This is a genomic window from Saccharothrix algeriensis, from assembly GCF_016907655.1.
Taxonomy (GTDB): domain Bacteria; phylum Actinomycetota; class Actinomycetes; order Mycobacteriales; family Pseudonocardiaceae; genus Actinosynnema; species Actinosynnema algeriense.
On record NZ_JAFBCL010000001.1, the window covers coordinates 3560479 to 3584185 of the forward strand.

The 23707-nt window shown below is 74.7% G+C and carries 24 protein-coding genes; 14 read left to right on the forward strand and 10 right to left on the reverse strand.

Annotated features, from left to right (window positions below; genetic code table 11):
- The first annotated feature begins 11 nt into the window (after positions 1 to 11).
- Together JOE68_RS16235 and JOE68_RS16240 are read left to right on the forward strand one after the other, a co-directional pair.
- A complete protein-coding gene (locus JOE68_RS16235; RefSeq protein WP_204843181.1) occupies positions 12 to 902 on the forward strand; it encodes a phosphoribosylaminoimidazolesuccinocarboxamide synthase in 891 nt (296 codons plus the stop codon).
- 813 nt (positions 903 to 1715) lie between these two features.
- Positions 1716 to 2435 carry a DUF2334 domain-containing protein gene (locus JOE68_RS16240; RefSeq protein ID WP_204843182.1) on the forward strand — a complete coding sequence of 240 codons (720 nt, stop codon included), beginning with the start codon at positions 1716 to 1718 and terminating at the stop codon, positions 2433 to 2435.
- Here JOE68_RS16240 and JOE68_RS16245 read toward each other — a convergent pair.
- Positions 2357 to 2968, reverse strand: a complete 612-nt coding sequence (locus tag JOE68_RS16245; RefSeq protein WP_204843183.1) for an MBL fold metallo-hydrolase — start codon at positions 2966 to 2968, stop codon at positions 2357 to 2359. The genes JOE68_RS16240 and JOE68_RS16245 overlap by 79 nt on opposite strands.
- A gap of 94 nt (positions 2969 to 3062) precedes the next feature.
- Positions 3063 to 4034 carry an NAD-dependent epimerase/dehydratase family protein gene (locus JOE68_RS16250; RefSeq protein ID WP_204843184.1) on the reverse strand — a complete coding sequence of 324 codons (972 nt, stop codon included), beginning with the start codon at positions 4032 to 4034 and terminating at the stop codon, positions 3063 to 3065.
- A gap of 126 nt (positions 4035 to 4160) precedes the next feature.
- Between JOE68_RS16250 and JOE68_RS16255 the strand changes: the two genes are divergently transcribed.
- The 4 genes from JOE68_RS16255 to purL all read left to right on the forward strand — a co-directional run bounded on the left by JOE68_RS16255 (position 4161) and on the right by purL (position 8104).
- On the forward strand, positions 4161 to 4688 hold the full coding sequence (locus tag JOE68_RS16255; protein ID WP_307819707.1) for a hypothetical protein: 528 nt from the start codon (positions 4161 to 4163) through the stop codon (positions 4686 to 4688).
- A 250-nt stretch (positions 4689 to 4938) separates the two neighbouring features.
- Positions 4939 to 5178 (forward strand): phosphoribosylformylglycinamidine synthase subunit PurS, encoded by a 240-nt coding sequence (purS, locus tag JOE68_RS16260; protein WP_204843186.1) that lies wholly within the window; start codon positions 4939 to 4941, stop codon positions 5176 to 5178.
- The gene (gene purQ, locus JOE68_RS16265; protein ID WP_204843187.1) at positions 5175 to 5846 is read left to right on the forward strand and encodes a phosphoribosylformylglycinamidine synthase subunit PurQ; all 672 of its coding nucleotides are present in this window, start codon (positions 5175 to 5177) and stop codon (positions 5844 to 5846) included. The genes purS and purQ overlap by 4 nt, the downstream gene beginning before the upstream one ends.
- Positions 5843 to 8104, forward strand: coding sequence for a phosphoribosylformylglycinamidine synthase subunit PurL (gene purL, locus JOE68_RS16270; protein WP_204843188.1), 2262 nt, complete (start codon positions 5843 to 5845; stop codon positions 8102 to 8104). The genes purQ and purL overlap by 4 nt, the downstream gene beginning before the upstream one ends.
- Before the next feature lie 58 nt (positions 8105 to 8162).
- Here purL and JOE68_RS16275 read toward each other — a convergent pair whose 3' ends face one another.
- The 5 genes from JOE68_RS16275 to JOE68_RS16295 all read right to left on the reverse strand — a co-directional run bounded on the left by JOE68_RS16275 (position 8163) and on the right by JOE68_RS16295 (position 12540).
- Positions 8163 to 8963, reverse strand: coding sequence for a lysozyme (locus JOE68_RS16275; protein WP_204843189.1), 801 nt, complete (start codon positions 8961 to 8963; stop codon positions 8163 to 8165).
- A gap of 110 nt (positions 8964 to 9073) precedes the next feature.
- Complete coding sequence (locus JOE68_RS16280) at positions 9074 to 9289, reverse strand: hypothetical protein (RefSeq protein ID WP_204843190.1); 216 nt, start codon at positions 9287 to 9289, stop codon at positions 9074 to 9076.
- Positions 9290 to 9368: 79 nt separating this feature from the next.
- Positions 9369 to 10214, reverse strand: a complete 846-nt coding sequence (locus JOE68_RS16285) for an aldo/keto reductase (RefSeq protein WP_204843191.1) — start codon at positions 10212 to 10214, stop codon at positions 9369 to 9371.
- Positions 10215 to 10352: 138 nt separating this feature from the next.
- Positions 10353 to 11384 carry a pentapeptide repeat-containing protein gene (locus JOE68_RS16290; RefSeq protein WP_204843192.1) on the reverse strand — a complete coding sequence of 344 codons (1032 nt, stop codon included), beginning with the start codon at positions 11382 to 11384 and terminating at the stop codon, positions 10353 to 10355.
- Position 11385: 1 nt separating this feature from the next.
- Positions 11386 to 12540 carry a pentapeptide repeat-containing protein gene (locus tag JOE68_RS16295; RefSeq protein ID WP_307819708.1) on the reverse strand — a complete coding sequence of 385 codons (1155 nt, stop codon included), beginning with the start codon at positions 12538 to 12540 and terminating at the stop codon, positions 11386 to 11388.
- Positions 12541 to 12690: 150 nt separating this feature from the next.
- On the opposite strand from JOE68_RS16295, the gene JOE68_RS16300 reads away from it, so the two are divergent.
- Positions 12691 to 13512, forward strand: coding sequence for an SAM-dependent methyltransferase (locus JOE68_RS16300; protein WP_204843194.1), 822 nt, complete (start codon positions 12691 to 12693; stop codon positions 13510 to 13512).
- Between the two features lie 102 nt (positions 13513 to 13614).
- Positions 13615 to 15774 carry a putative bifunctional diguanylate cyclase/phosphodiesterase gene (locus JOE68_RS16305; protein WP_204843195.1) on the forward strand — a complete coding sequence of 720 codons (2160 nt, stop codon included), beginning with the start codon at positions 13615 to 13617 and terminating at the stop codon, positions 15772 to 15774.
- Between the two features lie 126 nt (positions 15775 to 15900).
- On the opposite strand, the gene JOE68_RS32245 is transcribed toward JOE68_RS16305, so the two are convergent.
- Positions 15901 to 16950: an alcohol dehydrogenase catalytic domain-containing protein gene (locus JOE68_RS32245; RefSeq protein WP_204843196.1), complete on the reverse strand. Its 1050-nt coding sequence runs from the start codon at positions 16948 to 16950 to the stop codon at positions 15901 to 15903.
- 171 nt (positions 16951 to 17121) lie between these two features.
- On the opposite strand from JOE68_RS32245, the gene JOE68_RS16315 reads away from it, so the two are divergent.
- The 6 genes from JOE68_RS16315 to JOE68_RS16340 all read left to right on the forward strand — a co-directional run bounded on the left by JOE68_RS16315 (position 17122) and on the right by JOE68_RS16340 (position 21305).
- The gene (locus tag JOE68_RS16315) at positions 17122 to 17727 is read left to right on the forward strand and encodes a DUF3558 domain-containing protein (RefSeq protein ID WP_204843197.1); all 606 of its coding nucleotides are present in this window, start codon (positions 17122 to 17124) and stop codon (positions 17725 to 17727) included.
- Positions 17728 to 17841: 114 nt separating this feature from the next.
- Complete coding sequence (locus JOE68_RS16320; protein WP_204843198.1) at positions 17842 to 18228, forward strand: transcriptional regulator; 387 nt, start codon at positions 17842 to 17844, stop codon at positions 18226 to 18228.
- An 84-nt stretch (positions 18229 to 18312) separates the two neighbouring features.
- Positions 18313 to 19605, forward strand: coding sequence for a PPE domain-containing protein (locus JOE68_RS31850; protein ID WP_204843199.1), 1293 nt, complete (start codon positions 18313 to 18315; stop codon positions 19603 to 19605).
- A gap of 117 nt (positions 19606 to 19722) precedes the next feature.
- Positions 19723 to 20529: an ESX secretion-associated protein EspG gene (locus JOE68_RS16330; protein WP_204843200.1), complete on the forward strand. Its 807-nt coding sequence runs from the start codon at positions 19723 to 19725 to the stop codon at positions 20527 to 20529.
- A gap of 29 nt (positions 20530 to 20558) precedes the next feature.
- The gene (locus tag JOE68_RS16335; RefSeq protein ID WP_204843201.1) at positions 20559 to 20936 is read left to right on the forward strand and encodes a sterol carrier family protein; all 378 of its coding nucleotides are present in this window, start codon (positions 20559 to 20561) and stop codon (positions 20934 to 20936) included.
- Positions 20937 to 20972: 36 nt separating this feature from the next.
- Positions 20973 to 21305 (forward strand): hypothetical protein, encoded by a 333-nt coding sequence (locus JOE68_RS16340; protein WP_204843202.1) that lies wholly within the window; start codon positions 20973 to 20975, stop codon positions 21303 to 21305.
- A gap of 4 nt (positions 21306 to 21309) precedes the next feature.
- Here the strand turns inward: JOE68_RS16340 and JOE68_RS16345 are convergent, their stop codons facing one another.
- Together JOE68_RS16345 and JOE68_RS16350 are read right to left on the reverse strand one after the other, a co-directional pair.
- Positions 21310 to 23295: an alpha/beta hydrolase gene (locus tag JOE68_RS16345; RefSeq protein ID WP_204843203.1), complete on the reverse strand. Its 1986-nt coding sequence runs from the start codon at positions 23293 to 23295 to the stop codon at positions 21310 to 21312.
- Positions 23292 to 23606 carry a hypothetical protein gene (locus JOE68_RS16350; RefSeq protein WP_204843204.1) on the reverse strand — a complete coding sequence of 105 codons (315 nt, stop codon included), beginning with the start codon at positions 23604 to 23606 and terminating at the stop codon, positions 23292 to 23294. Before JOE68_RS16350 ends, JOE68_RS16345 begins: the two co-directional genes overlap by 4 nt.
- Positions 23607 to 23707: the final 101 nt, after the last annotated feature.

The following is a 23707-nucleotide window of genomic DNA, read 5'->3' on the forward strand; positions in this document are numbered from 1 at the left end:
GGCTTCGGGCCGTGCCCACACTCGCCGACTACCGGCAGATCGCCGCAGGCAAGGTCCGCCACCTGTACCGGGTGGACGACGAGCTGCTCCTCCTGGTGGCCTCGGACCGGATCTCCGCGTTCGACCACGTGCTGACCACCGAGATCCCCGACAAGGGCCGCGTGCTCACGGCGATGAGCGTGTTCTGGTTCGAGAAGTTCGCGGACCTGGTGCCCAACCACGTCGTGGCCTGGGAGGACGAGCGGATCCCGGACGAGGTGCGCGGCCGGGCGCTGCTGGTGCGCCGGCTGGACATGGTGCAGGTGGAGTGCGTGGCGCGCGGCTACCTGACCGGTTCCGGGATGGCCGAGTACCGCGCGTCGGGCGCGGTGTGCGGCGTCGAGCTGCCGGCGGGCCTGGTGGAAGCCTCGGAGCTGGCGGAACCGATCTTCACGCCCGCGACGAAGGCCGAGCTGGGCGAGCACGACGAGAACGTGTCGTTCGAGCACGTGGTGTCGCAGGTCGGCGCCGAGCCGGCCGGGCGGCTGCGGGACGCCACGCTGCTGGTGTACGGGGCGGCGCGGGAGTTCGCGCGGTCGCGCGGGGTGATCCTGGCGGACACCAAGTTCGAGTTCGGCCTGGACCGGACGGGGCAGCTGGTGCTGGGCGACGAGGTGCTGACGCCGGACTCGTCGCGCTACTGGCCCGCGGACGGGTACCGGGCGGGGCGGGTGCAGCCGTCGTTCGACAAGCAGTACGTGCGCGACTGGCTGACGTCCCCGGCCTCGGGCTGGGACCGCGCGTCGGACACCCCTCCGCCGCCGCTGCCGGACGATGTCGTCGCCGCCACGCGGTCGCGGTACGTCGAGGCTTACGAGCGGATCACCGGGCTGTCGTTCGCCGACTGGATCGGGGCGCGTTAGCGGGTATTGGCGGGGCGTTGCCCGTGGCGCGGTCTCCTGCGCTTTTCACGCAGCGATGCCGCACCTCGTGCGCTTTGAGCGCGGTGGTGGTGCACCTCATGCGCTTTGCATGAAGTGGTGCTGCACCTCGTGCGCACACCGGTTGCTTCGTGTTCTCCTCCCCGTACGGCCTGGGCGCAGCCCGATCATGTTTGTCGGGGGGTGTCAAGCACGCTTTTCGCTTGACGCCCCCCGACAAACATGATTGCCTTCGGCAGGCCGTGCGGGGAGGAGAACACGACCGCTCTTTCTTTTCCTCCTCCTTGGGGGCCTCTCGGCCGCTCTTCTTACTTGGGCCGCGCACCGATCCGGGTAAGAATCGGTGCGGTACGGATCTAATTGGTGCTGTGCGGATCTAAGCTGAAGAGCTAAAAGAGTCCTCGCCGGACAGGCAGGCCGCCAAGGAGAAGGAAAAGAAAGAGCGGTCGTGTTCCCCCCGCATGACCTGTCAAAGACGACCATGCTTTTCCTGGGGGTGCAAGCGAAAAGCGTGCTTGCACCCCCAGGAAAAGCATGGTAGCCCTCCGGGCAGGCCATACGGGGAGAACACGAAGGCACCGGTCTGCACTGGGCGTGCCGAAAACCTTCAAAGCTGCTAGCCGCGGTCGGATTGTGCGGGCTGTGTGAATTGCGCGAGTCGGGCCGTGCGGGTGGGGCCGGGGCCTGGACCGGGGTCGGGTCTCAAGTGGGGTTGGGTGGTCGTTCGCGCGATCGGTTCCGGGGTGTCATCTGGTGGCCAAGCGGGCGACACGCCGGTGCGGCGCACTGGAGGGCATGGTCGCGACCCTGGTGGTTTCGCTGTCCGGTATCGGGCCGAGCACGCTCGGTCGGTGCGTCGACCTGGCGCGGGAGCTGGACGGGCGGCGGGTGCCGTTGTCGCTGTTGCTGGCGCCGCGCAAGGCGGTGCCGGGCGAGGCGCTGGACTGGGTGTCGGAGCGGGTGCGCGGGCGGGACGTGCTGGTGCTGCACGGCTTCGACCACAGCGCCGACCCGTGCCACCGGCCCGTGTCGTTGCGGCGGAGGGCCGAGTTCTCGGCCCTGCCGGCGCACGAGGCGGGTCTGCGGTTGGTCGCGGCCCGGGCCGCGCTGCACCGGCTGGGGCTGGTGACCGACGTGTTCGCGCCGCCGGGGTGGCTCGCGTCGCCCGGCACGGTGGTGGCGCTGCGCCGGCACCGGTTCGCGGTGTGCGCGGACATGGCGGGCGTGCGGGACCTGCGGACCGGGGACGTGCGGACCGGCCGGGTGCGGGTGGTGGGCGAGCACTGGAGCCACCTGCTCGGCGTGGGGCGGGCGGCCCGGCGCGGCGGGTTCGTGCGGATCGGCGTGGACGCGGCCGACCTGGAGCGGGCCGGTGTGCGGGACGTGCTGCTGGAGTCGATCGACCTCGCCCTGCACCACGGCGCCGAGGCCGCGACCTACAGCTCGGCCGACTCGCCGCGCGGCAGCACCCGGAACTCCACGCCCTCGGGCGCGGTGCCCGCCAGGACGCGGTAGTACAGCTCGGTGCGGGCGAGGATCGCCTCGTGGACCGGCACCGCGACCCGCGGGCCGACGGCGGCCAGGAAGTCGGCCGCGTCGGACAGCTTCATCCAGGGCGCGGCGGCGGGCAGGGCCAGGACGTCGACCCGCTGCCCGGGCGCGGTCAGCGAGTCGCCGGGGTGGTAGAACGCGCCGTGGTCGACCAGGTAGCCGACGTTGACCGGCACCTCGACCGCGGGGTGGATCCGCTCGTGCGGCGCGTCGACCACGTGCACGTGCGCGCCGCCGACGGCCAGCACGTCCCCCGGCCGCGCGGGCGTGGCGCCGGCCAGTTCCTCGGCCGCGTAGAGGGTCGCGCCAGGGTTGGCGGCGAGCAGGTCGGGCAGGCGGTCGACGTCCAGGTGGTCGGGGTGCGAGTGGGTGACCAGCACGGCGTCGAGCCCGGTGACCTCCTCGAACCCGGTCGACCAGGCGCCCGGGTCGAACAGCAGCCGCGCCGCGCCGGTGTCCACGAGCAGGCACGAGTGTCCGAAGTGGACTATCCGCATGGTTCGCTCCCTCCGGCGGCGGGCAGGCCGCGCGCCATCGTGCCACGCCCCGGCGGCGACGGCCCGGCCGCTCGGGTACCCGCTCGGGGCGCGCTCAGCCCACCGCGGTGAGCAGGGCCTCCTCGGCGTCCGCCGGGAGGCCGGCGCGGCGCGGCCGGTCGAGGCCCAGGGCGCGCTCGTGCGCCAGCGAGTCGACCGCCGTTTCGGCCGTCGACCGGACCCGCAGGCCGGCCGCCAGGGCGGGCCCGGCGTCGCGGAACATCAGGGAGCGGTGCGTGGCGGGCAGCCACAGCGGCAGGCTGCGCGGACCGGACCACGGCGCGACCTCGTGCCGGTGCAGGACCTCCTCGGGGACGCGCACGAGCTCGGTGCCCTGCGGCGCGACCGCGCCGGCGACCTCCCCGAGCACCAGGCTCAGCGGGTTGGCCGGCCCGATGGCGTCGAACGTGCCGGTGGTGCGGTGCTCGGCGGAGTCGACGACCCACGCGGCCAGGTCGCGCACGTCGACGTGCTGGGCGGGCTGGTCCGGCACGTCCGGGACGGCGACCCGCCCGCCCCGCGACAGCCGGTTGGCCCAGTAACCGAACCGGTCACTCCTGTCACCGGGTCCGGTGATCAGCCCGGCCCGCACGATGAACGCGTCGTCACCGCGGACCTCGCGGACCGCGTCCTCGCTGGCGACCTTGACCGACCCGTACCGCTCGGGCGTCATCGGCGCGCCCGGCTCGTCCTCCAGCGGCGGCAGCGTCTCCGTGCGCCCCGGTGTGGCGTGGTCGGCGTAGACCGAGCAGCTGGACACGAACGCCCAGTGCCCGGCGCGCAGGGAGCGCACCGCCTCGCGGACCCAGGTGACCGACATCGTGGCGAGGTCGACCACCGCGTCGAACGACTCCCCGGCCAGCGCGCCGAGCCCCTGGTCCCGGTCGACGGGCACGTGCGCGGCGCCCTCCGGGACCTGCCCGGACCGGCCGCGGACCGCGCAGAGCACCTCGTGACCCCGCCGCACCGCCTCGGCGGCCACCGCCCTGCCGAGGAAGACCGTCCCGCCCAGCACCAGGATCCGCATGGTGCCCACCCTGGAGACAGGGCGGTCCGCCCGCCAGCCCGTCCGCCCAGGGCGAACAACGCGAACACCCGTTCGGGCGGAGCCGTTCCAGCCGGACCGGGTGGCTGCCGATGCACGGTCGTGACAGTGCACGTGTTCGTCGACGAATCCCGCCGCAACGACACCTACTACCTGGCGGCGGCCGTCATCCAGCCGAAGGATCTGGCCCCCCTGCGCAAGCGGCTGCGCGCCCTGCTGTTCCCCGGCCAGCGCGAGCTGCACTTCTACAAGGAGAAGCCCGCCCGGCGGCGCTCCATCCTCGCGGCGCTGGCCGGGGCGGACCTCCGGGTCGACCTCTACCGCGCGGGCTGCCGCGGGGGCGAGGAGGAGGGCCGGCAGCGGTGCCTGGCGAGGCTGGTGGACGACGTGCTGGACCTCGACGGCCACCGGCTCGTCCTCGACAGCCGCCAGGAGCGCGACGCGCACGACAAGCTCACCATCCGCCGCGCGCTGGGCAAGCGCCCGCGCGAGACGGGCGTGGTCTACGAGCACTTGGACAGCGCGGTGGAGCCGCTGCTGTGGCCGGCGGACATCGCGGGCTGGTGCCACGGCGCGGGTGGCGACTGGGCGCGCCGGGCCGCTCCGCTGATCGGCTCGGTGATCGGCCTGGACTGAGCCGGACTCCGGACCGGGCCCGGACAGCGCGAAGCGCGGCCGCCGACCGTCCGGAGGGGGACCGCGCTCACTTCCTCGGCTTACGGGCCGAAGCTGGGACCAGGTTAGCAGCCGGCCGGGCCGCCCGGCGCGCCTCGACCGGGTGAACTCGGGTGAACGTGTGCCGCCCGCCACCTGTGAAGTGGATGAACACCCAGCTCAGGTAGGCTCTGCCAGTACCGCCAGCCCTCCTACCAGGGAGCAGCCTGTCGTGGCCCGAGTCGTCGTCGACGTCATGCCGAAGCCCGAAATCCTCGACCCGCAAGGACAGGCGGTGGCCAACGCGCTGCCGCGCCTCGGTTTCGACGGAATCACCACTGTCCGCCAGGGCAAGCACTTCGAGCTGGAGGTCGCCGACGACGTCGACGACGCCGCGCTCGCCAGGATCGCCGAGACCTTCCTCGCCAACCCCGTGATCGAGGACTGGGTCGTCAGGCGGGTCGACGCATGAGGGTCGGGGTCATCACGTTCCCCGGCACGCTGGACGACGTCGACGCCGCCCGCGCCGTCCGGTACGCCGACGGCGAGGCCGTGGCGCTGTGGCACGCCGACCACGACCTCAAGGGCGTGGACGCCGTGGTCGTGCCCGGCGGGTTCTCCTACGGGGACTACCTGCGGGCCGGGGCCATCGCCCGGTTCGCGCCGGTCATGCGCGAGGTCGTCGACGCGGCGGCCAAGGGGATGCCGGTGCTGGGCATCTGCAACGGCTTCCAGGTCCTCTGCGAGGCCCACCTGCTGCCCGGCGCCCTGACGCGCAACGACAAGCTGCACTTCGTGTGCCGCGACCAGTGGCTGCGGGTGGAGAACAACGAGACCGCCTGGACCTCCCGGTACGACCGGGGCGCCGAGGTCCTCGTGCCGCTGAAGTCCGGCGAGGGCGGCTACCAGGCCGACGCGGAGACCCTCGCGGAGCTGGAGGGCGAGGGCCGGGTCGTGTTCCGCTACGCCGGCGGCAACCCGAACGGCTCCCGCAACGACATCGCGGGCATCGCCAGCGCCAACGGCCGGGTCGTCGGCCTGATGCCGCACCCCGAGCACGCGATCGACGCCCTCACCGGCCCGAGCGACGACGGCCTGGGTATCTTCCTGTCCCTGCTGGACGCGGTGGTGAGCGCGTGAGCACCGACACCGTCGGCAACGCCGAGGCCACGCCCGACCAGGAGCAGCCCTACAAGGAGCTGGGCCTCAAGGACGACGAGTACGCCCGCATCCGCGAGATCCTCGGCCGCCGCCCCACCGACGCCGAGCTGGCCATGTACTCGGTGATGTGGAGCGAGCACTGCTCCTACAAGTCGTCCAAGGTGCACCTGAAGTACTTCAGCGACACCACCACGGACGAGATGCGCGCCAGGATGCTCGCGGGCATCGGCGAGAACGCCGGCGTGGTCGACATCGGCGACGGCTGGGCGATCACGTTCAAGGCCGAGAGCCACAACCACCCGTCCTACGTCGAGCCCTACCAGGGCGCGGCCACCGGGGTCGGCGGCATCGTGCGCGACATCCTGGCGATGGGCGCCCGGCCGCTGGCCGTGATGGACCCGCTGCGGTTCGGCCCGGCCGACGCGCCGGACACCCGCCGGGTGCTGCCCGGCATCGTCGCGGGCGTCGGCGGCTACGGCAACTGCCTCGGCCTGCCCAACATCGGCGGCGAGGTGGTCTTCGACGCGACCTACGCGGGCAACCCGCTGGTCAACGCCCTGTGCGTGGGCGCGATGCGGGTCGAGGACCTGCACCTGGCGCACGCCAGCGGCACCGGCAACAAGATCATCCTCTACGGCGCGCGCACCGGGCTCGACGGCATCGGCGGCGTCAGCGTGCTGGCGAGCGAGACGTTCGACGACACGGCGGGCAAGCGCAAGAAGCTGCCCAGCGTCCAGGTCGGCGACCCGTTCACCGAGAAGGTGCTGATCGAGTGCTCGCTGGAGCTGTTCCGCGAGAAGCTCGTCGTCGGCATCCAGGACCTCGGCGGCGCCGGCCTGTCCTGCGCCACGAGCGAGCTGGCCAGCGCGGGTGACGGCGGGATGCGCGTGCACCTCGACCGGGTCCCGCTGCGCGCCACCGGCATGACGCCGGCCGAGGTGCTCTCCAGCGAGTCGCAGGAGCGCATGTGCGCGGTCGTGCGGCCGGAGGACGTGGACGCGTTCATGGCGGTCTGCGCCAAGTGGGACGTCATCGCCACCGAGATCGGCGAGGTCACCGAGGGCGACCGGCTGGTCATCACCTGGCACGACGAGGTCGTGGTGGACGTCCCGCCGCGCACCGTCGCGCACGAGGGCCCGGTCTACCGGCGGCCGGTCGAGCGCCCGGCGGACCAGGACGCGCTGCAGGCCGACACCCCCGACGCGCTGCCCAGGCCCGCGAAGGAGGAGCTGCTCGACCTGGTCAAGACCATGGCCGCGTCGCCCAACCTGGCGTCCAAGCGGTGGGTCACCCAGCAGTACGACCGGTACGTGCGCGGCGGCACGGTGCTCGCGCAGCCGGCCGACTCGGGCATGATCCGGATCGACGAGTCGACCAACCGGGGCGTCGCGCTGTCCACGGACTGCAACGGCCGCTACACCCGGCTCGACCCGTACGCGGGCGCGCAGCTCGCGCTGGCCGAGGCTTACCGGAACGTGGCCACCAGCGGCGCGACCCCGGTGGCGGTGACGAACTGCCTGAACTTCGGCTCGCCCGAGGACCCGGGCGTGATGTGGCAGTTCGAGCAGGCCGTGAAGGGCCTCGCGGACGGCTGCGTCGCGCTGGGCATCCCGGTGACCGGCGGCAACGTCAGCTTCTACAACCAGACCGGCGCGACGGCGATCCTGCCGACGCCGGTGGTGGGCGTGCTGGGCGTGATCGACGACGTCCGCCGCCGCATCCCGACCGGCATCGGCGCGGAGGCGGGCGAGACGCTGCTGCTGCTCGGCGAGACCCGGGCGGAGTTCGGCGGCTCGGAGTGGGCGCACGTGGTGCACGGCCACCTGGGCGGCCTGCCGCCGGCGGTGGACCTGGCCCGCGAGAAGCTGCTCGGCGAGGTGCTGGTGGCCGGGTCGCGGGACGGGATGCTGTCGGCCGCGCACGACCTGGCCGAGGGCGGCCTGGCGCAGGCGCTGGTGGAGACCTGCCTGATCGGCGAGACCGGCGCGCGGGTGTTCCTGGGGGGCGACCTGTTCACCGAGCTGTTCAGCGAGTCCGCCGGCCGGGTGCTGGTGGCCGTGCCGCGCACCGAGGAGCTGCGGTTCACCGACATGTGCACCGCGCGCGGCCTGCCGTGGCGCAAGGTCGGCGTGGTGGACCCGGAGTCGGACTCGCTGGAGATCCAGGAGCTGGGCCGGCTCGGGCTGGCCGAGCTGCGCGCCGCGTGGGAGGGCACCCTCCCGGCGCTGTTCGACTGAAGCCGGCGGTGCGGTGGCCGGGGGCGTGCGGCGCCCCCGGCCACCGCTCGCGCGGGCGTCAGCCGTCGGCCAGCGCTCGGAGCCGGTCGTAGGACCCGTTGAACAGGTTCTGGTCGATCGGCGTGGACGTGTACTGCCAGAACGTGTGGATGCCCCACCCGTGCGGCAGGGTCCCGACGGTGGACGCGTAGCGCGCCACCCACAGCGGGCTGGTCGAGCCGAAGTCGCCCGCCGCGCACTGGTTCCACCAGCTGGTGGACGTGTAGATCACCGGCCGGCGGCCGGTGCGGTCCTGGTAGCGGTCGCTGAACGCCCGGACCCAGGACACCATCGCCTCCCGGGACAGCCCGTAGCAGGTCGGGCCGTAGGGGTTGTACTCCATGTCCAGCGCGCCGGGCAGGGTCCGGCCGTCGGGCGACCACCCGCCGCCGTGGTCGACGAAGTAGTCGGCCTGGGCGTTGCCGGACGAGCGGTCGGGCAGGGCGAAGTGGTAGGCGCCGCGGATCATGCCGACCCGGTAGGAGCCGTTGTACTGCTGGGCGAAGTCCGGGTTGCGGTACCCGGTCCCCTCGGTCGCCTTGACGTAGGCGAACCGCTTGCCCTGGCCCCACCAGTGCACCCAGTCGACGTCGCCCTGGTGGCTGCTGACGTCGATGCCGTGCACGACCTCCCGCGTGCCGGGGTCGACGACGGCCCGCGGGTCGCCGCGACCCTCGTGCCTGGCGATCTGCGAGCCCATCGCGTGGTCCTCCGCGGGTGGGGTGGCCGCGGGCGCGGCGACCGCCGGGGCGACCGCCCAGGCCACGACCAGGGACGTGCAGGTGGCCAGCACCGCCGCGCCGGTCAGGAGTGCTCTCATCGCGAGTACCTTTCGAGCCAGTGCGGCGGCGACTCGTCGGGCAGTGTGCCGCCGACCCCACCGGATGACCAGGGTCCGCGCCACCGGTCACGGGGACGGAGCAACCCCCGTCAGCCCAGCGCGTTCCCGCGCAGCTGCTCCGAGTCGCCGTAGGGGCTGTGCTCCGGGTCCACCGCGCCGGGCGGGGTCCGGCCGCCGGGCGACCACCCGCCGCCGCGGTCGACGGAGGGGTCGGCCGACCCCTCCGGCAGCGCCCGGCCCGGCGCGGCCGGCGCGAGCGCCGGCGCGGGCGACCGCGCGGACCGGTCGCGGGGACGAGTCGCCACCGACTCCTCCAATGGGCCTAGGCGTGTGCTGCTTCCGGCCTAGATCCTCGGGCCTGCCGTCGGGTTCCGCATTCCGGCGTCACCCGTCCAGCCGCACCAGCTCGTCGGCGGACAGCTCCAGGTGCGCGGCGGCGGCGGAGTCGCGGGCGCTCTCCGGGCGCGACGCGCCGGGGATCGGCACCACCACCGGCGCCTTGGCCAGCAGCCACGCCAGGCAGACCTGCTGCGGGCTCGCGCCGTGCGCGGCGCCGACCTCGGCGAAGGCCGCGAACCGCGCGCCCAGCTCGCCGGCCGCGCTCATGCCGCCCAGCGGGCTCCACGGCAGGAAGGCGACGCCTAGCTCCGCGCACAGCTCCAGTTCGGGCTCGGAGGACCGGTACGCGGGCGAGAACTGGTTCTGCACCGCCGCCAGCCGCCCGCCGAGCACCTCGTCCGCCTCGCGGATCTGCGCGGCGTCGAAGTTGGACACGCCCGCGAGCCGGATCTTGCCCTCGTCCAGCAGCTCGGCCAGCGCGCCGACGGACTCGGCGGTCGGCACCTCCGGGTCGGGCCGGTGGAACTGGTACAGGTCGATCGCGTCGACCCGCAGCCGGCGCAGCGACGCCTCGCACGCCGCCTTCAGGTGCTCGGGCCGCCCGTCCAGCGCCCAGCCGCCGCCGGGCGTGCGGACGTGGCCGCCCTTGGTGGCCACCAGGACGCCGGAGACACCCCTCAGCGCCTCGGCGACCAGCTCCTCGTTGTGCCCGAAGTCGGTGTCGTCGACCGAGTAGGCGTCCGCCGTGTCGATCAGCGTGACACCCGCCTCGACGGCCGCGCGGATGGTCGCGAGGGACCGCTCGCGGGGCGGGCCGCCCGCCACCGACATGGGCATCGCGCCCAGGCCGACGGCGCCGACCTCGACGTCCGCGATCCGGCGCTGCTGCATGTCCTGTCCTCCGGGGTCGGCGTCGGCTGCGCCCCCAGCCTGCGCCGGCCGCGCCGGGCTGTCCACCGGAGGGCGCCGATCCGTCCACTGTGGACCGGTCGGCGCGGCTCCCTCCCGGCGCGGCGGTCGCGGACCGGGTCAGCCGTCCTCGTCGGTGGTCCCCGGCTCGGGGCGGTGCTCGAAGGTCGCGTGCTCGGCGCCGACCAGCGCCCAGCCCGCCGGGTCCGCCTTCACCCGCGTCCCCTTCTCCAGCCCGAGCGCGCCGACCTGCGCCGGCGGGGTGGGCGGCAGGTGCAGGAAGCGGCCCACCACCGCCCCGCGCACGTCCAGCTCGCCCGCGAACTCCGCGTCCTGGAACGAGATGCCGCCCGCGAACCGGCCGTCGCTGAAGTCGACCCGGCCGTGGAAGGTCGCGCCGGAGAACAGCGCGGGCTTGGCGAACCGCACCTCGTGGAACGCCGTGATCCCGTGGAACCGGGTCCGCCGCGCGGTGAGCCAGCCGATCCGCCTGCCCTCCAGCCGCAGGTACTCGACGTTCGCCCCGGTCAGGTCCAGGTGGTACCGCCGCTCGTCGGTGTCCCGGCCCCACGGCAGCAGGTCGGTGATCAGCCGCTGCGCCGTCAGCCGGACCGTCCGCTCCTGGTCCTCCTCGGCGGTCGGCGCGCGGCCCGGCCCGTTCCGACCCGGCCCGGCCCGGCCGGACCCGGCCCGGCGGTGGAACGCCTGGTCCGGGTCCTCCGGCAGGTGCTCGAACGCCGGGTGCTCGAACGGGCGGCGCAGGTACGCGCACAGCACGTCCAGCACGGTCTGCTTGTACCGGGGCGTGGCCTGCGCCAGCCCGGCCAGCGCGTGCATCGCGCCCACCCGCACCTGGTCGGCGTCGTTGCCGAGCATCTCCACGGCCCGCGCGAACCGCTCGTCGGCGACCTTCTCGCTCTCCATCCGGTGCCGCTGCGTCTCGATCTGCTGCCGCTCCTCGTCGGTGCGCCGCCGCCGGTCGTTGAGCCACAGCGCGTACAGCGCCACGACCGCGCCGCCGGCCAGCCCGCCGGTCTTGACCGCCTCGGCCGCGGAGGTCCTCGGCTCGGCCCACAGCAGCGCGGCCGTGGTGGCCACCGTCACCAGGATCGCCGTGACCACGCCGGCCACGAGCAGCAACCGCCCCCGCACGTCAGCTCCTCACCAGTCCGGTCGTGCCGTCCCGCCGGTCGACCACCCAGCCGGCCGGCAGCAGGTTCTCGTGCTCCAGCGACACCTTCATCCCGTGCGTGCGGGCGACCGCCCCCCGGGCGAGCCGCAGGTCCACCCCGGCCCGGAACTCGGCGCCGGTGAAGTCGATCGGCTCGGCGAACTCGCACCCCTCGAACGTCACCGGCCCGGTGCACACCACCCCGGCCAGCTTGTTCGGGCCGAGGAACCGGGTGTGGGCGGCGTCGACGGAGTCGTGCGCCCGGAACCGGCTGAACCAGCCCTTGCCGTGGAACACCACGTGGTGCAGGTGGAGCCGCCCGAAGCTCTCCGAGTCGGTGAACCACGCGCCGCGGTGCACGACGGCGTGGTGGAACGAGTTCGACCGGTGCAGCCGGGCCGCCCGGACCATCAGCACGCCGACCTGGCGGTGCGAGATGTCGAAGTACTGCAGGTGCGCCCTGGTCAGGTCGAGGTCGTAGTGGGCGGCGCCGGCCTCGGAGACCGGCGGCAGGAGGTCGGCGATCAGGCGCTGCGCGGTGAACCGGACCTCCTGCTCGCGCTCGCTGTCCGTCGTCGGCTCGGCGAAGCCGCCGGCGGTCCCGTCGGCGTCGGCGAGGACCGGTTCGAACGGGCGGCGCAGGTACGCGCACAGCACGTCCAGCACGGTCTGCGTGTACTCCGGGCGCGACCGCGCCAGCCCGGCCAGCGCGTGCATCGCGCCCACCCGCACCTGTTCGGTGTCGTGCCCCAGGAGTTCGACCGACCGGGCGAACCTCTCGTCGGCGACCCGGGCCCGGTCGTGCTCGGCGCGCGCGTTCTCCAGCTCGTGCCGCTGCGCCTCGATCCGCTGGCGGTCCTCGTCGGTGCGCCGCCGCCGGTCGTTGAGCCACAGCGCGTACAGCGCCACGACCGCGCCGCCCGCCAGCCCGCCGGTCTTGACCGCCTCGTTCCTGGGCGCGGTCGGCTCCGCCGCCATCAACCACCCGGCGACCAGCAGGAAAGCCCCGATCGACGCCACCAGGGCGGGCGCCAGGAAGTTCGGCTCGCCCCCCGCGCCGGCGCGCCTGCGGCGGACCGGCAGCAACACGGCGGCGACGACGAGGGCCACCGCCCCCGCGATCCAGAGGTGCTCCACAAGGCCGGCATTCTTCCCGGTGACCGGACGCGCGGTGACCGGAACGGCGCGAACGGCAACGCGGCGGTGTGCCATCTCACCGCTTTGGCCCATGATGTCGGGGCCACCGCGACGGCGCGGGGCCGACGGCGCGGAACCGGAGGAGGACGCGTGGACGGGGTGGAGCGGCCCGCCTGGGCGCCGGGCGACATCGACCTGAGCCGCCCGAGCATCGCGCGGGTCTACGACTACTGGCTGGGCGGCGCGCACAACTTCGCCGTCGACCGGGCCGTGGGCGACCGGGTGCTCGCCGACGTGCCGGTGCTCAGGGAGGTCATCCTGAACCACCGCGCCTTCCTGCGCCGCGCCGTGCGCCACCTGCTGGCGCGGGGCGTCCGGCAGTTCCTGGACCTCGGCTCGGGCATCCCGACCGTCGGCAACGTGCACGAGATCGCCCAGGCGGTGGACCCGACGGCCAGGGTGGTCTACGTCGACGTCGACCCGGTGGCGGTCGCGCACAGCCGGGCCATCCTGACCGGCAACGAGCTGGTCGGCGTGCTCCGGACCGACGTGCGGGACGCGCCGGCCGTGCTGGGCTCGCCCGAGGTCCGCGGGCTGCTCGACCTCGACCGGCCGGTCGGCGTGCTGATGGTCGCCCTGCTGCACTTCGTGCCCGACGAGGAGGACCCGCCGGGCCTGGTCGCCGCCTACCGGGACGCCGTCCCGCCCGGCAGCTACCTCGCGCTCTCGCACGCCGGGTACGAGGACGGCGAGTGGGACCCGGCGTGGGACGAGGCCAAGCGGGCCTACGACCGGGGGGTGAGCCGGATGACCTACCGGCGCAAGCAGGACGTGGAAGCCCTGCTCAAGGGGTTCGACCTGGTGGCGCCGGGGGTCGAGCGGCTGCCGCTGTGGCGCCCGGAGTCGCCCGACGACGTGGCCGGCGGCGCCGAGCACTTCCTCGGTTTCGGCGCGGTGGGGCGCAAGCCGTGATGGTGTCGTGCGAAATGGTCTGTACCTCGCCTGTCGACCCCGCGCCGCGACCGGCCGTATCCTCTGCGTTGTGCTCTGCGTTGTGGCGGTTGGCCGGCGGACATGACGGAACAGGTTGACCATCGGGTGGCGCCTCCGAACCGATCGAACCCCGACCCCGCCGTACTGGCCGGGGCGGAGTCGTTCGCGCGGACCTGGGCCACGGCGGTGATCGGCAGCAGTTACGTCCCCATGACCAGGGCCGAGGTCGCCGAGCACCTCCGGGCGCTGACCGAGGTGCTGGTGCACGCGCTGCACGCGAGCCCCTTCCGCACCGCGCCCGGCTACGAGATCGGGGCGCGGCTGGTGGAGGCCCACTTCACCGGCACCGACACCCTCGGGCGCACGGTGCAGCTGCTGGGCGACGACCTGCTCGACGAGCTGGGCATCGCGCCGGACGAGCTGATGCGGTCGCGGCTGGCCGCGCTGCAGGGCGCGCTGGCCGCCGGGTACGCCCGCGCGCTGCGGGAGCGGACGCTGTCCGAGCAGGAGGCCATCCGGGCGGCCGTGCTGGACGCCCGGGACCAGGCCGAGGCCGCCCTGCGGGCGTCCGAGGCGCGGTTCCGCGCGATGTTCACCGAGGCCGCCATCGGCATCGGCATCGCCGACATCGAGGGCCGCATCCTGGACGTCAACCAGGCGCTGCAGGACATGCTCGGGTTCGGCGTCGAGGAGATGCGGCAGTACAACATCCGCGACCTGATGCACCCGGAAGACGGCTCCAGCGTGTGGCGGCTGTACGACCAGCTCACCGCCGGCGAGTGCGACCACTACCGGGCGGAGAAGCGGTTCCGCCGCGCCGACGGCGAGCAGGTGTGGACGCACCTGACGCTGTCGCTGGTGCGCGACGACCACGGCGACCCGCAGTACCAGGTGGCGATGGTCGAGGACGTCACCGACCGCCACCTGCTGCAGAACCGGCTGCGCTACCAGGCGCTGCACGACCCGCTGACCGGCCTGCCCAACCGGGCGCTGTTCCTGGAGCGGCTCGGCCGGGTGTTCAACAACCGGGCGCGGCGGCGGGTCGGCCTGTGCTACCTGGACCTGGACGGGTTCAAGGTGATCAATGACAGCCTCGGCCACGACATCGGCGACCAGCTGCTGGTCGAGGTCGGGCGGCGGCTGGACCACTCGGTGTCCGGCGACGGCAAGCTGGTCGCGCGGATGGGCGGCGACGAGTTCGTGATCCTGGTGGAGGGCTCGCGGGACACCCAGGACATCGTGAACGTCGCCGACCGCGTCTTACGGGAGCTGGAGTCGCCGATCCGCATCGGCGGGCACGAGCTGACCGTGTCGGCGTCCATCGGGATCGTGGAGCGGGCGCTGACCGGCACCACGGCCGCCGACCTGATGCGGGACGCCGACATCACGCTGTACTGGGCGAAGGCCGACGGCAAGTCGCGCTGGGCGCTGTACGACCCGGAGCGCAACGCCAAGGAGGTCGCCCGGTTCACCCTGTCCGCGACCATGCCCGCGGCGCTGGAGCGCGACGAGTTCTACGTCGACTACCAGCCGCTGGTGCGGCTGGAGGACAGCACGGTGGTCGGCGTCGAGGCGCTGGTGCGCTGGCAGCACCCGGAGTTCGGGCGGCTGGCGCCGGACCGGTTCATCGAGCTGGCCGAGGAGACCGGCCTGATCGTCCCGCTGGGCCGCTGGGTGCTGCGCCGCGCCTGCGAGCAGGCCCGGCGGTGGCGGGAGGAGTTCGGCGACGCCGCGCCGTTCGTCAGCGTGAACCTGGCGGTGCGGCAGTCGCGCGACCCGGAGCTGGTGCGCGACGTCAAGCGCATCCTCGACGAGTGCTCCCTGCCGCCCCACCACCTGCAGCTGGAGCTGACCGAGAGCGCCATCATGGGCACCGCCGACGAGCCGCTGGAGGCGCTGCGGGCGCTGTCGGAGATGGGCGTGCGCATCGCGATCGACGACTTCGGCACCGGCTACTCCAACCTGGCCTACCTCAAGCACCTGCCGGTGCACGAGCTGAAGATCGCGGGCTCGTTCATGGAGGGCCTGCGCGCGGCCGACGAGGAGGACCCGGTCGACGCCCAGATCGTGTCCACGCTCGTGCAGCTGGCGCACGCCCTGGGCCTGGGGGTGACGGCGGAGGGCGTGGAGACCCCGGCGCAGGCCAAGCGCCTGCACCGGATCGGCTGCGACACCGGCCAGGGCTGGTTCTTCGCCAAGCCGATGAAACCCGGCGACGTCGACGAGCTGCTCCGCGGCTGAGGGGTCGGGCCGCCCCACCGCCGGGCGACCGGCGCCTGGGCCGCCGCCGGGCCATCGGCGCCTGGGCCGCTGCCGGGCGACCGGCGCCGGGGCCGGCCGCACCCCGACCTCCGCGGGCCGGTGCGGCTAGGACAGGTCCACGACGACCTTCACGTCGTCCGCCGCGCGGTCCAGGGCCTCGGTGAAGCGGTCCAGCGGCACCCGCCGGGTGATGAGGCCGGCCAGCCACCGCCGGTCCGCCCCGGCCAGCGCCTCCGCGCCGTCCCGGTAGTCGGCCAACCCGGCGTTGACGGTGCCGACCACGGCCTTGTTGTGCAGCACGACCTGGTCGAACACGCTCGGGTCCAGGGCCACGGGGTCGTCCTCGCCCGCCAGGCCCGCCAGCACGGTGACCGACGCGCGCCGCACCGACTCCCAGATCAGCGGCGCCACGCCCGTGCACTCGACCGCCACGTCGACCTCGGCGGTCACGCGGTCCAGGCTCGGGTAGTAGGCCGCGCCGAGGGCGCGCACCAGGTCGGGCTTCGGGCCGTCCGCGGCCCGGTCGACCACGTGCACGGCGAAGCCCCGCTGCACGCCCAGCAGCGCCGCCAGCAGGCCGATCGGGCCCGCGCCGGTGACCAGCACGGACCGCGCGGGCACGTGGGCGCGCTCCCACGCCGAGCGGGCCAGGGTCCACGCCTTCGCGACGACCGACGCGGGCTCGGCCAGCACGCCGAGGTCGCCCAGCGCCGGGTCCAGGCGGATCGCGAACTTCGGCGGCACGCCCCACCGCTGCGCCCCGTAGCCGTCCAGGCCCTTGATGCCGCGCTCGGTGTACCGACCGTTGCGGCAGAAGTCCCAGGCGTCCACCGCGCAGGCCGGGCACGGTTCGGGGTCCGGCCGCCGCACGACGCCGGCGATCAGGTCGCCCGCCTCGAACCCGGACCCCGCCGGCGCGCTGATCACCCGCCCCAGGGACTCGTGGAACGGCACGACGGCCTCCTGCCCCGGCGGCGGCTCGCCGAAGCCGTCGTGGACGATCTCCGCGTCCGTCCCGCACACCCCGGCGAGCAGCCCCTCGGCCACCACCTCGTCGGGCCGTTCGTCGAACGTGCGCTCGACCACGCCCGCCCGCCCCGGTTCACCGGGAACGACCTGCGCCGCCTTGATGGTCCTTCGCCCCGTGTCGCCCACGAGGCGAGGCTACGGTCCTTCGGCCCCGTGCACGATCCGAGCGACGTCGTGCCCGATGGCCTCCGCCGGCGGCGGGCGATGCCGCTGACGAGTCGGGCGATGCCGCTGACGGGTGACGTGACTGCTGTCGATCGCCACGCTGCGTGCCCGGCGATCCGATACGTTGACCCCATGCGCCGTGCCGTGCCGATCATCGCCGCCGTCCTGCTGCTCGCGGGCTGCTCGCAGACCACGACCGGCTCGCCGACCTCGGGCTCCACCGGGACTTCCGACGGGACCCCCGGCGCCTCCCCCGGGACCACGGCGTCGGACCGCCCGGGCTCCACCGCGAAGGAGCCGAAGAAGCGGCCGAAGACGATCGACGTCGAGGGCGTCGACCCGTGCACGCTGCTCACCGAGGCGCAGCGCGCCCAGTTCGGCGCCGACCAGCCGCCGCAGAAGAGCACCGTGCCGGAGCTGAACTGGTCGGTCTGCTACTTCAACCGCGGCGACCACAAGTACATCGTCGGCGCGACGGTGATCACCACCGACGGCATCGAGTTCTACACCGAGGGCCCCAAGAGCGCCGAGGCGGAGCGGCTGGAGGTCGGCGGCTTCCCGGCGGTCCTGGTCAAGGCGACCGGCCGCGCCCCCAGCTGCACGGTCGCGGTCGACGTGTCCGACGGCCAGATGGTGAACGCCAACATCGGCAGCTTCGGCGAGACCCCCGTCGAGGAGCTGTGCCGGCTGGCCCCCCAGGCGGCCGGAGCCGTCGTGGCCAACCTCATGGCCGAGTAGGACCGGTCCAACTGCTCCCCTTGCGCGGGAACCGGTCACGCGGCCGGCGCATCAGAGCTAAAGTCGTCCCGAATGCACACGCCGGGATATGTGCAGCACTGAGGAGGGTGTGCCGTGTTCATCGCGGATGGTGGCGGGAGGTCCTCGTCGACCCCGCCGGAGTACAGCGGGAAGCAGCAGAAGCTCAGCGTCGACCCCACGGCGATCCCCGAGGCGCGCGCGGTCTTCACCGAGGCGCTGAACCGGCTGGACCCGCAGATCCGCAACGCGATGACCGCCGTCGAGGCGCGCCCCTGGGCGGGTGACCCGGTCAGCCGGGAGACCGCGGACGCGTTCAACCGCGACACCTTCGAGGCGGGCGACACCGCGGCGCTGAACGCCATCCTGGCCTACCGGGAGCAGCTGCAGGGCGTGGTCGACCAGTTGACCGCGATCGAGGCGGACTACCGCCGGGTCGAGGGCGACAACGTGGCGTCCTGGGGACGCATCCACAACCAGTGACCGTGACGGACCACGCACCCGAGGGGGGCGAGCACGATGGGTGACCACCGCTGGCGCGGGTATACCCACCCCGATCTGCACCGCATGATCAACGAAGGGCCCGGCGTCGCCGCCTCCCGCCCCGTGGAGGACGGCTGGAAGGGCCTGTCCGACGCGCTGGCCGAGGTCGACGAGTCGATCCACACCGCGCTGGCCAGGCTCGGCGCGAAGTGGGAGGGCTCCACCGCCGAGGAGACCCAGGCGGTGCTCTCGCCGCTGGGCATGTGGGCGGGCGACGCCAAGCAGGGTTCGGACACCATGAAGACCTCCGCGCAGCTGCAGGGCGAGTACATCGCGGACGCCCGCAAGAAGATGCCCGAGCCGGTGCCGGTCACCACCGAGGCGCCCTCCACCGGGGACAAGGTCCTCGGGGCGCTGGGCGGCCCGTTCGGCATGATGCACGTCATCAAGCAGCAGCAGGACCACGAGGCCCAGGAAGCGGCGCAGGACAACGCCGAGGCCAAGGCCGTCGAGGTGATGAACGACTACCAGGCCAGCAGCGAGTGGAACAGCAGCACGCTGGGCGAGTTCGTCCCGCCGCCGCAGGTCGTGATCGACACCCCGCCGCCCGGCGGTCCCGGCAGCTACAACCAGAGCAGCGCGAACTACGTCAGCTCGCAGACGTGGACCCCGCCGGGTGACGGCGGCGCCACGCGGCCGTCCTACGCGCCGCCCACCACGCCCGCGCCGCCCGTCGCGCCGCCGCCGGCCGTCGTCCCGCCGGGCGGCAACACCACCCCGTCGTGGGCGCCGCCGACGCCCCCGCCGCCCCCGCCGGTCCACGTCCCGCCGCCCGGTCCGGGCCCCACGCCGCCGCCCGGCGGCAACCCGCCGCCGCCCGGCCTGTGGCGCCCGCCGGCCGGTCCGGGCGTGCCGCCCAGGGGCGGCTCGCACGGCCCGACCAACCCCGTGCGCCCCGGCCTGCCGCCCGGCGCCCGCCCGCCCGGCGGCCCCGGCGCGGGCCGCGGCTTCGGCCCGGGTGCGCCCGGGATGCCCGGTGGTCCCGGGATGCCCGGTGGTCCGGGCGCGCCCGGCGGCCCCGGTGGGTCCGCCGGTGGCCCCGGCGCCGCCAACCCGAGCGGCGCGCCCGGTCGCGGCGGCCTGTCCGGCGTCGGCGGCTTCGGCCCCGGCGGCCCCGGCGGGCACGGTCCCGTCGGCGGTCCGGGCGCCGGTCGCCCCGGCGGTCCGGGCGCGGGCGGCGTGGGCGCCGGTCACGGCGCGGGGCAGGGCGAGGACGACGTCGAGCACAAGACCGCCGACTACCTGGTCGAGACGGACGACGTGTTCGGCGACGACCGCCTCGTCGCGCCGCCGGTGATCGGGGAGACCCCGCGGTAGCCGCCCGGCGGGCACGCGCGTGACGTCCGGGCCGGGTCCCCTCGCGGGGCCTGGCCCGGACCGGCAAGTGGCCCCGTCGTGGGGACGGGGCCGGTCCTCGGTCGACCGGGAGCAGCAGTGACCTATTTCGGGGGGCAGGCGGAGCGGGAGCCGATCACCCTCTCCGCCGAGGAGTTCGACGTCCTGTGGGAGCGGCTCGACCTGGGCCCGATGCCGTTGGTGATCAAGGTCCCGTCCCCCGGCAGGACCCACCGGGAGCGGGCCGAGCTGGAGCGCCGGGTGTGGCAGGGCGTCGGCGCGCGCGGCCTGGGCGGGCCGACCGGCCTGCACCCGGAGCTGGACCACCTGCTGCGGATGTTCTTCCGGCCGGAGCGCGAGGTCGACGGCCGGGTGTGGGTGGGCCGGAGCGTGCGCGTGCTGGCCGTGGCGAACGGCGACCGCGGCGCGGTGGCGACGCTGGCCGACGACCGGCTGGCGTTCCGCCGCACCGCGGGCAGCGGGCTGCCGTCGGCGGTCCTGGCCGCGCTCCCGGCGCACCCGGCGGGCACCGGGCACTCGGTGACGATGCCCAGCGCCGACCTGGAGGCCGCGGTCCGCGACTCCGACGGCTCGCCGAAGGGCCTGGAGAACTCGCTGCGCTCCTACGGCGTGCGGCAGGAGGACGCGGCGGCGCTGGTGAAGATGTTCACCGGCCTCGTGCACACCGGCAACTTCGGCGCGGCGGCCCGCGACAAGTACGGCAAGCGCTGCCGCCCCGACCGCGTGGTGGCCTTCTTCGACACCGAGGAGGGCCGCTACCTGCAGCAGCGCCGCACCTCCAACGGCAGCGCGCCGTGGAGCACGTTCAGCCCCACCGACTCCCGCCGGCTGGGCCACCAGGTGGCGGAGCTGCTCGGCGAGGCCGTGCGCGCGGCCGGGGCCTGACCGGCGCGGGCCGCCGCTACCCTGGTCCGGTGCCGCCCGGACCCGTCGACCCCCACGAGCTGCGCGCCGCCGTGGCCGCCGTCCTGCCGTGGCTGGAGGGCGCCGCCGACCGGCCCGGGCGCCCCGTCCTGGCCGCGGCGGTCCGCCTCAGCCTGCGCACCCTGGAGCAGGTCGCGCCGGGCCGCAGCGTGGAGGTCCGCGTCCCGCCGTTCGCCGCCGTGCAGTGCGTCGCGGGCCCCCGCCACACCCGCGGCACGCCGCCCAACGTGGTGGAGGCCGACCCGCGGACGTGGCTGCTGCTGGCGGTCGGGCGGCTGGAGTGGGCGGCGGCGGTGGACACCGGGGCGGTGACCGCGTCGGGCAGCCGGGCGGACCTGTCGGCGCTGCTGCCGGTGCTGCGGTTCTGACCACCGGGCGGGGCCGGGCCGGCTAGGCTCGACCGGGTGAAGGCGGCGAAGGCGGTCCCCGTGCTCCTCGCGGTCGGCGCGCTCCTGGTCGGGTGCGGCGGCGACGAGTGGTCGGGCGAGGTCCGGTTCCAGGTCACCCGGCTCAACCCGGCCTCCGGCGCGCAGCCGGCGTACGCGAACCTGGAGATCGACCAGGAGGAGCCGAAGTCGATCGAACCGGTGAGCACGCGCATCGCCGACCTCGACCGGCTGCCCGCGGGGGTCGCGGTCGGCGACGCCGTCGTGTGCCGGGTGCGGCAGTCCGACGAGAGCGGCTTCGACCAGCGGGGCGTGCGCACCGAGGTCGACTCCTGCCGCCGCCCCGACTAGCGCGCTAGAACCAGGACCCGATCGTCCTGTCCCACGCGCCGCGCGCGCCCTCCACGACGTCCCGGGTGCCCTCGACCACGTCGCCGACGCCGCCCGCGACGACGTCCACCGCGTCGTTCACGGCTTCCCGGCCGGTGTCGAGCAGGCCGGTGCCGGCCGCGGACCAGTCGCCGTTCCAGGCGTGGCGGCCGGCGTCGTAGAGCCCGGCGCCCGCGTCGCCGACGAGGTCCGCCGCGCCCACCGCGACACCGCCGACCGAGTCCACCACCGGGCCCACGACGGGCAGGTGCGAGCCGGGCAGCGAGGGGCCGAGCGGCGCGTCGTGCCACTTCTGCCCGGTGACCGAGCCGCCGTCGCCGGTGGCGATCCTGGCCAGGTTGTCCACCGACTCCGAGCCGGGGCGGTAGTACTGCGAGTGGGCGCCCAGGGCGGACGCGCCGTCGGCGGTGCCGAAGGTCCGCGCCCCGAACCGCTCGTCGTACGGGCCGGTCGAGGAGCCGTCCTCGGTGAACCAGGTGGAGCTGGTCCCCTGCACGACCGGGTCGTGCTCGGTCGCGCCGACGTAGACGTGCCCGGGGCCGGCCGAGAGCTGGTCGACGTGCGAGGCGCCCACGCCCGGCGACCCCACGAACGCGATGTCGTCCGCCGCGAGGCCGTTCATGCCGGCGTAGCCGACCGTCGTGGAGCCGTAGGAGTGGCCGATGACCGTCAGGTGCTGGCCGGGCGGGCCCGCCGCGCGGTAGCCGTCGACGTCGGCGACCAGGTTCGCCCCGCCCTCGCGGGCCTGCGCCGGGTCGTCCACCTCGCCGGGCGACCAGCCGGGGGCGTCGTAGCCGAGCCACTGGATGGTCGCGTTGCCCTCGGCGCCCATCGCGTGCCGCAGGTTGCCCGCCTGGTCGACGGAGAAGCCGTCCAGGGTCGAGCCGGTGCCCGGCACGCAGACCGCGAGGTTCCCCGCCGTGTCCGGGTCGCCGTAGGCGATGGCCGTCGCCCCGTCGCCGCGCGGGCCGTACGGGTCCCACGCCAGCACCCGGACGTCCGGCTCGCCGTCCGCGCCGTACCAGCCCTTCTCCCGCGCCAGCCGCTCGGCGTCGGCGATGCTCCGCTGGACCTTCTCGGCGTTCTCGGCCTTGGTGGCGGCCTCCTGCCGCTGCTCGGACAGCTCCGCGTAGCGCGGGTCGTTGAGCAGCTCGGTCAGGTCGTCGGACTTGGCCGGGTCCAGGCCCAGCTCCCGCGCGCGGGCGTCCAGCTGCTCCTGCAGCCGGTCGCGCTCGGCGGAGAAGCGCTGCCGGTCGTCCGCGATGCGCAGCCGGTTGGCCTCGTCGAGCACGTCGGACGGCAGCCCGCGCAGCCGGCCCAGCTCCTGGAAGTTCGCGCGCAGCAGCTCGTCGCGCTGCTGCTGCGACAGCGACCGCCACCACGCGGCGACCTGCCTGGGGTCGGCGCCCGGACCGGGCACGGCCGCGGTGGTGCGCGCCTGCCGCACGGCGCCCGCCCAGCCGGCGTCCCGCCCCGCGGTCTCCTCGAAGCCGGGCCGGACCCCGGCCAGGGCCGTCGCGTAGGAGCGCAGCACCTTCTCGTAGCCGTCGCGGACGTTGGACAGCTGCTCGTTCACCCGCGCCGCCAGCTCGCGGGTCCGCGCCTCGTCCAGCGCGGGCGACCGGCCGCGCCAGAACTCGATCAGCCGGTCCGCGCTGCCGCGCATCTGCGCGTACGCGCGGGAGGCGGCCTGGACGACCTCCGCGCCGGCGCCCAGCCGCTCGGCGGCCACGGCGGCCGACCGGCTCGACAGGTCCGCGCGGGCGCCGAACCGCTCCGCCGTGCCGCCCCGCCAGGACGACGCGGCGGTGCCCCCGCCGGAGGCCACGGCGTCGCCGGCCCGGCCCACCGCGCTGATCGCGCCGGTGATCGGGTCGGTGGCGGCGGCCACGCGCCCGGCGTCGCCGGACGCCAGCCGGCCGTAGAGGACCTCGGGGTCGACGTGGCTCACGCGAGGCCGCCTTCCAGGCCGCGGAACGAGCTGGTCGAGTCGTCGTCGGCGCGCTGGTAGGCGTCGGCGTTCTCGGCCAGGCCCTCGCCCGCGTCCCGGTACCAGGCCGACCCGCGGCGCAGGTCGTCGGACTGCTCGCCGGCCCACCGGGCCAGGGCGTCGGCGAACTCGGCCGCCGCGGGAACCCGGCCGAGCGCGTCCGCGTCGAGCCTGAGCATGGAGATCAGTTCCGCCCCGTCGCCGGTCGCGTCCGCGCCGTCGTGGAACTCCTTCGACGCCGCGCGCAGCGCCTCCGGTCGCACACCGAACACGATTCCCACCCTTCGTGCCGCCAGCCGCTCCGACGGTGCGACGCGCGGGCATCGGCGCCGGTTCCCCGCCCGAACGCGCCGCGGTGCGGCACGATGACCCG

Coding starts and splice junctions, on each gene's coding strand:
- JOE68_RS16240 (WP_204843182.1), top strand. CDS start 1,716: ATGGTCGCGACCCTGGTGGTTTCGCTGTCCGGTATCGGGCCGAGCACG.
- JOE68_RS16245 (WP_204843183.1), bottom strand. CDS start 2,968: ATGCGGATAGTCCACTTCGGACACTCGTGCCTGCTCGTGGACACCGGC.
- JOE68_RS16250 (WP_204843184.1), bottom strand. CDS start 4,034: ATGCGGATCCTGGTGCTGGGCGGGACGGTCTTCCTCGGCAGGGCGGTG.
- purQ (WP_204843187.1), top strand. CDS start 5,175: ATGAGGGTCGGGGTCATCACGTTCCCCGGCACGCTGGACGACGTCGAC.
- JOE68_RS16275 (WP_204843189.1), bottom strand. CDS start 8,963: ATGAGAGCACTCCTGACCGGCGCGGCGGTGCTGGCCACCTGCACGTCC.
- JOE68_RS16285 (WP_204843191.1), bottom strand. CDS start 10,214: ATGCAGCAGCGCCGGATCGCGGACGTCGAGGTCGGCGCCGTCGGCCTG.
- JOE68_RS16305 (WP_204843195.1), top strand. CDS start 13,615: ATGACGGAACAGGTTGACCATCGGGTGGCGCCTCCGAACCGATCGAAC.
- JOE68_RS16315 (WP_204843197.1), top strand. CDS start 17,122: ATGCGCCGTGCCGTGCCGATCATCGCCGCCGTCCTGCTGCTCGCGGGC.
- JOE68_RS31850 (WP_204843199.1), top strand. CDS start 18,313: ATGATCAACGAAGGGCCCGGCGTCGCCGCCTCCCGCCCCGTGGAGGAC.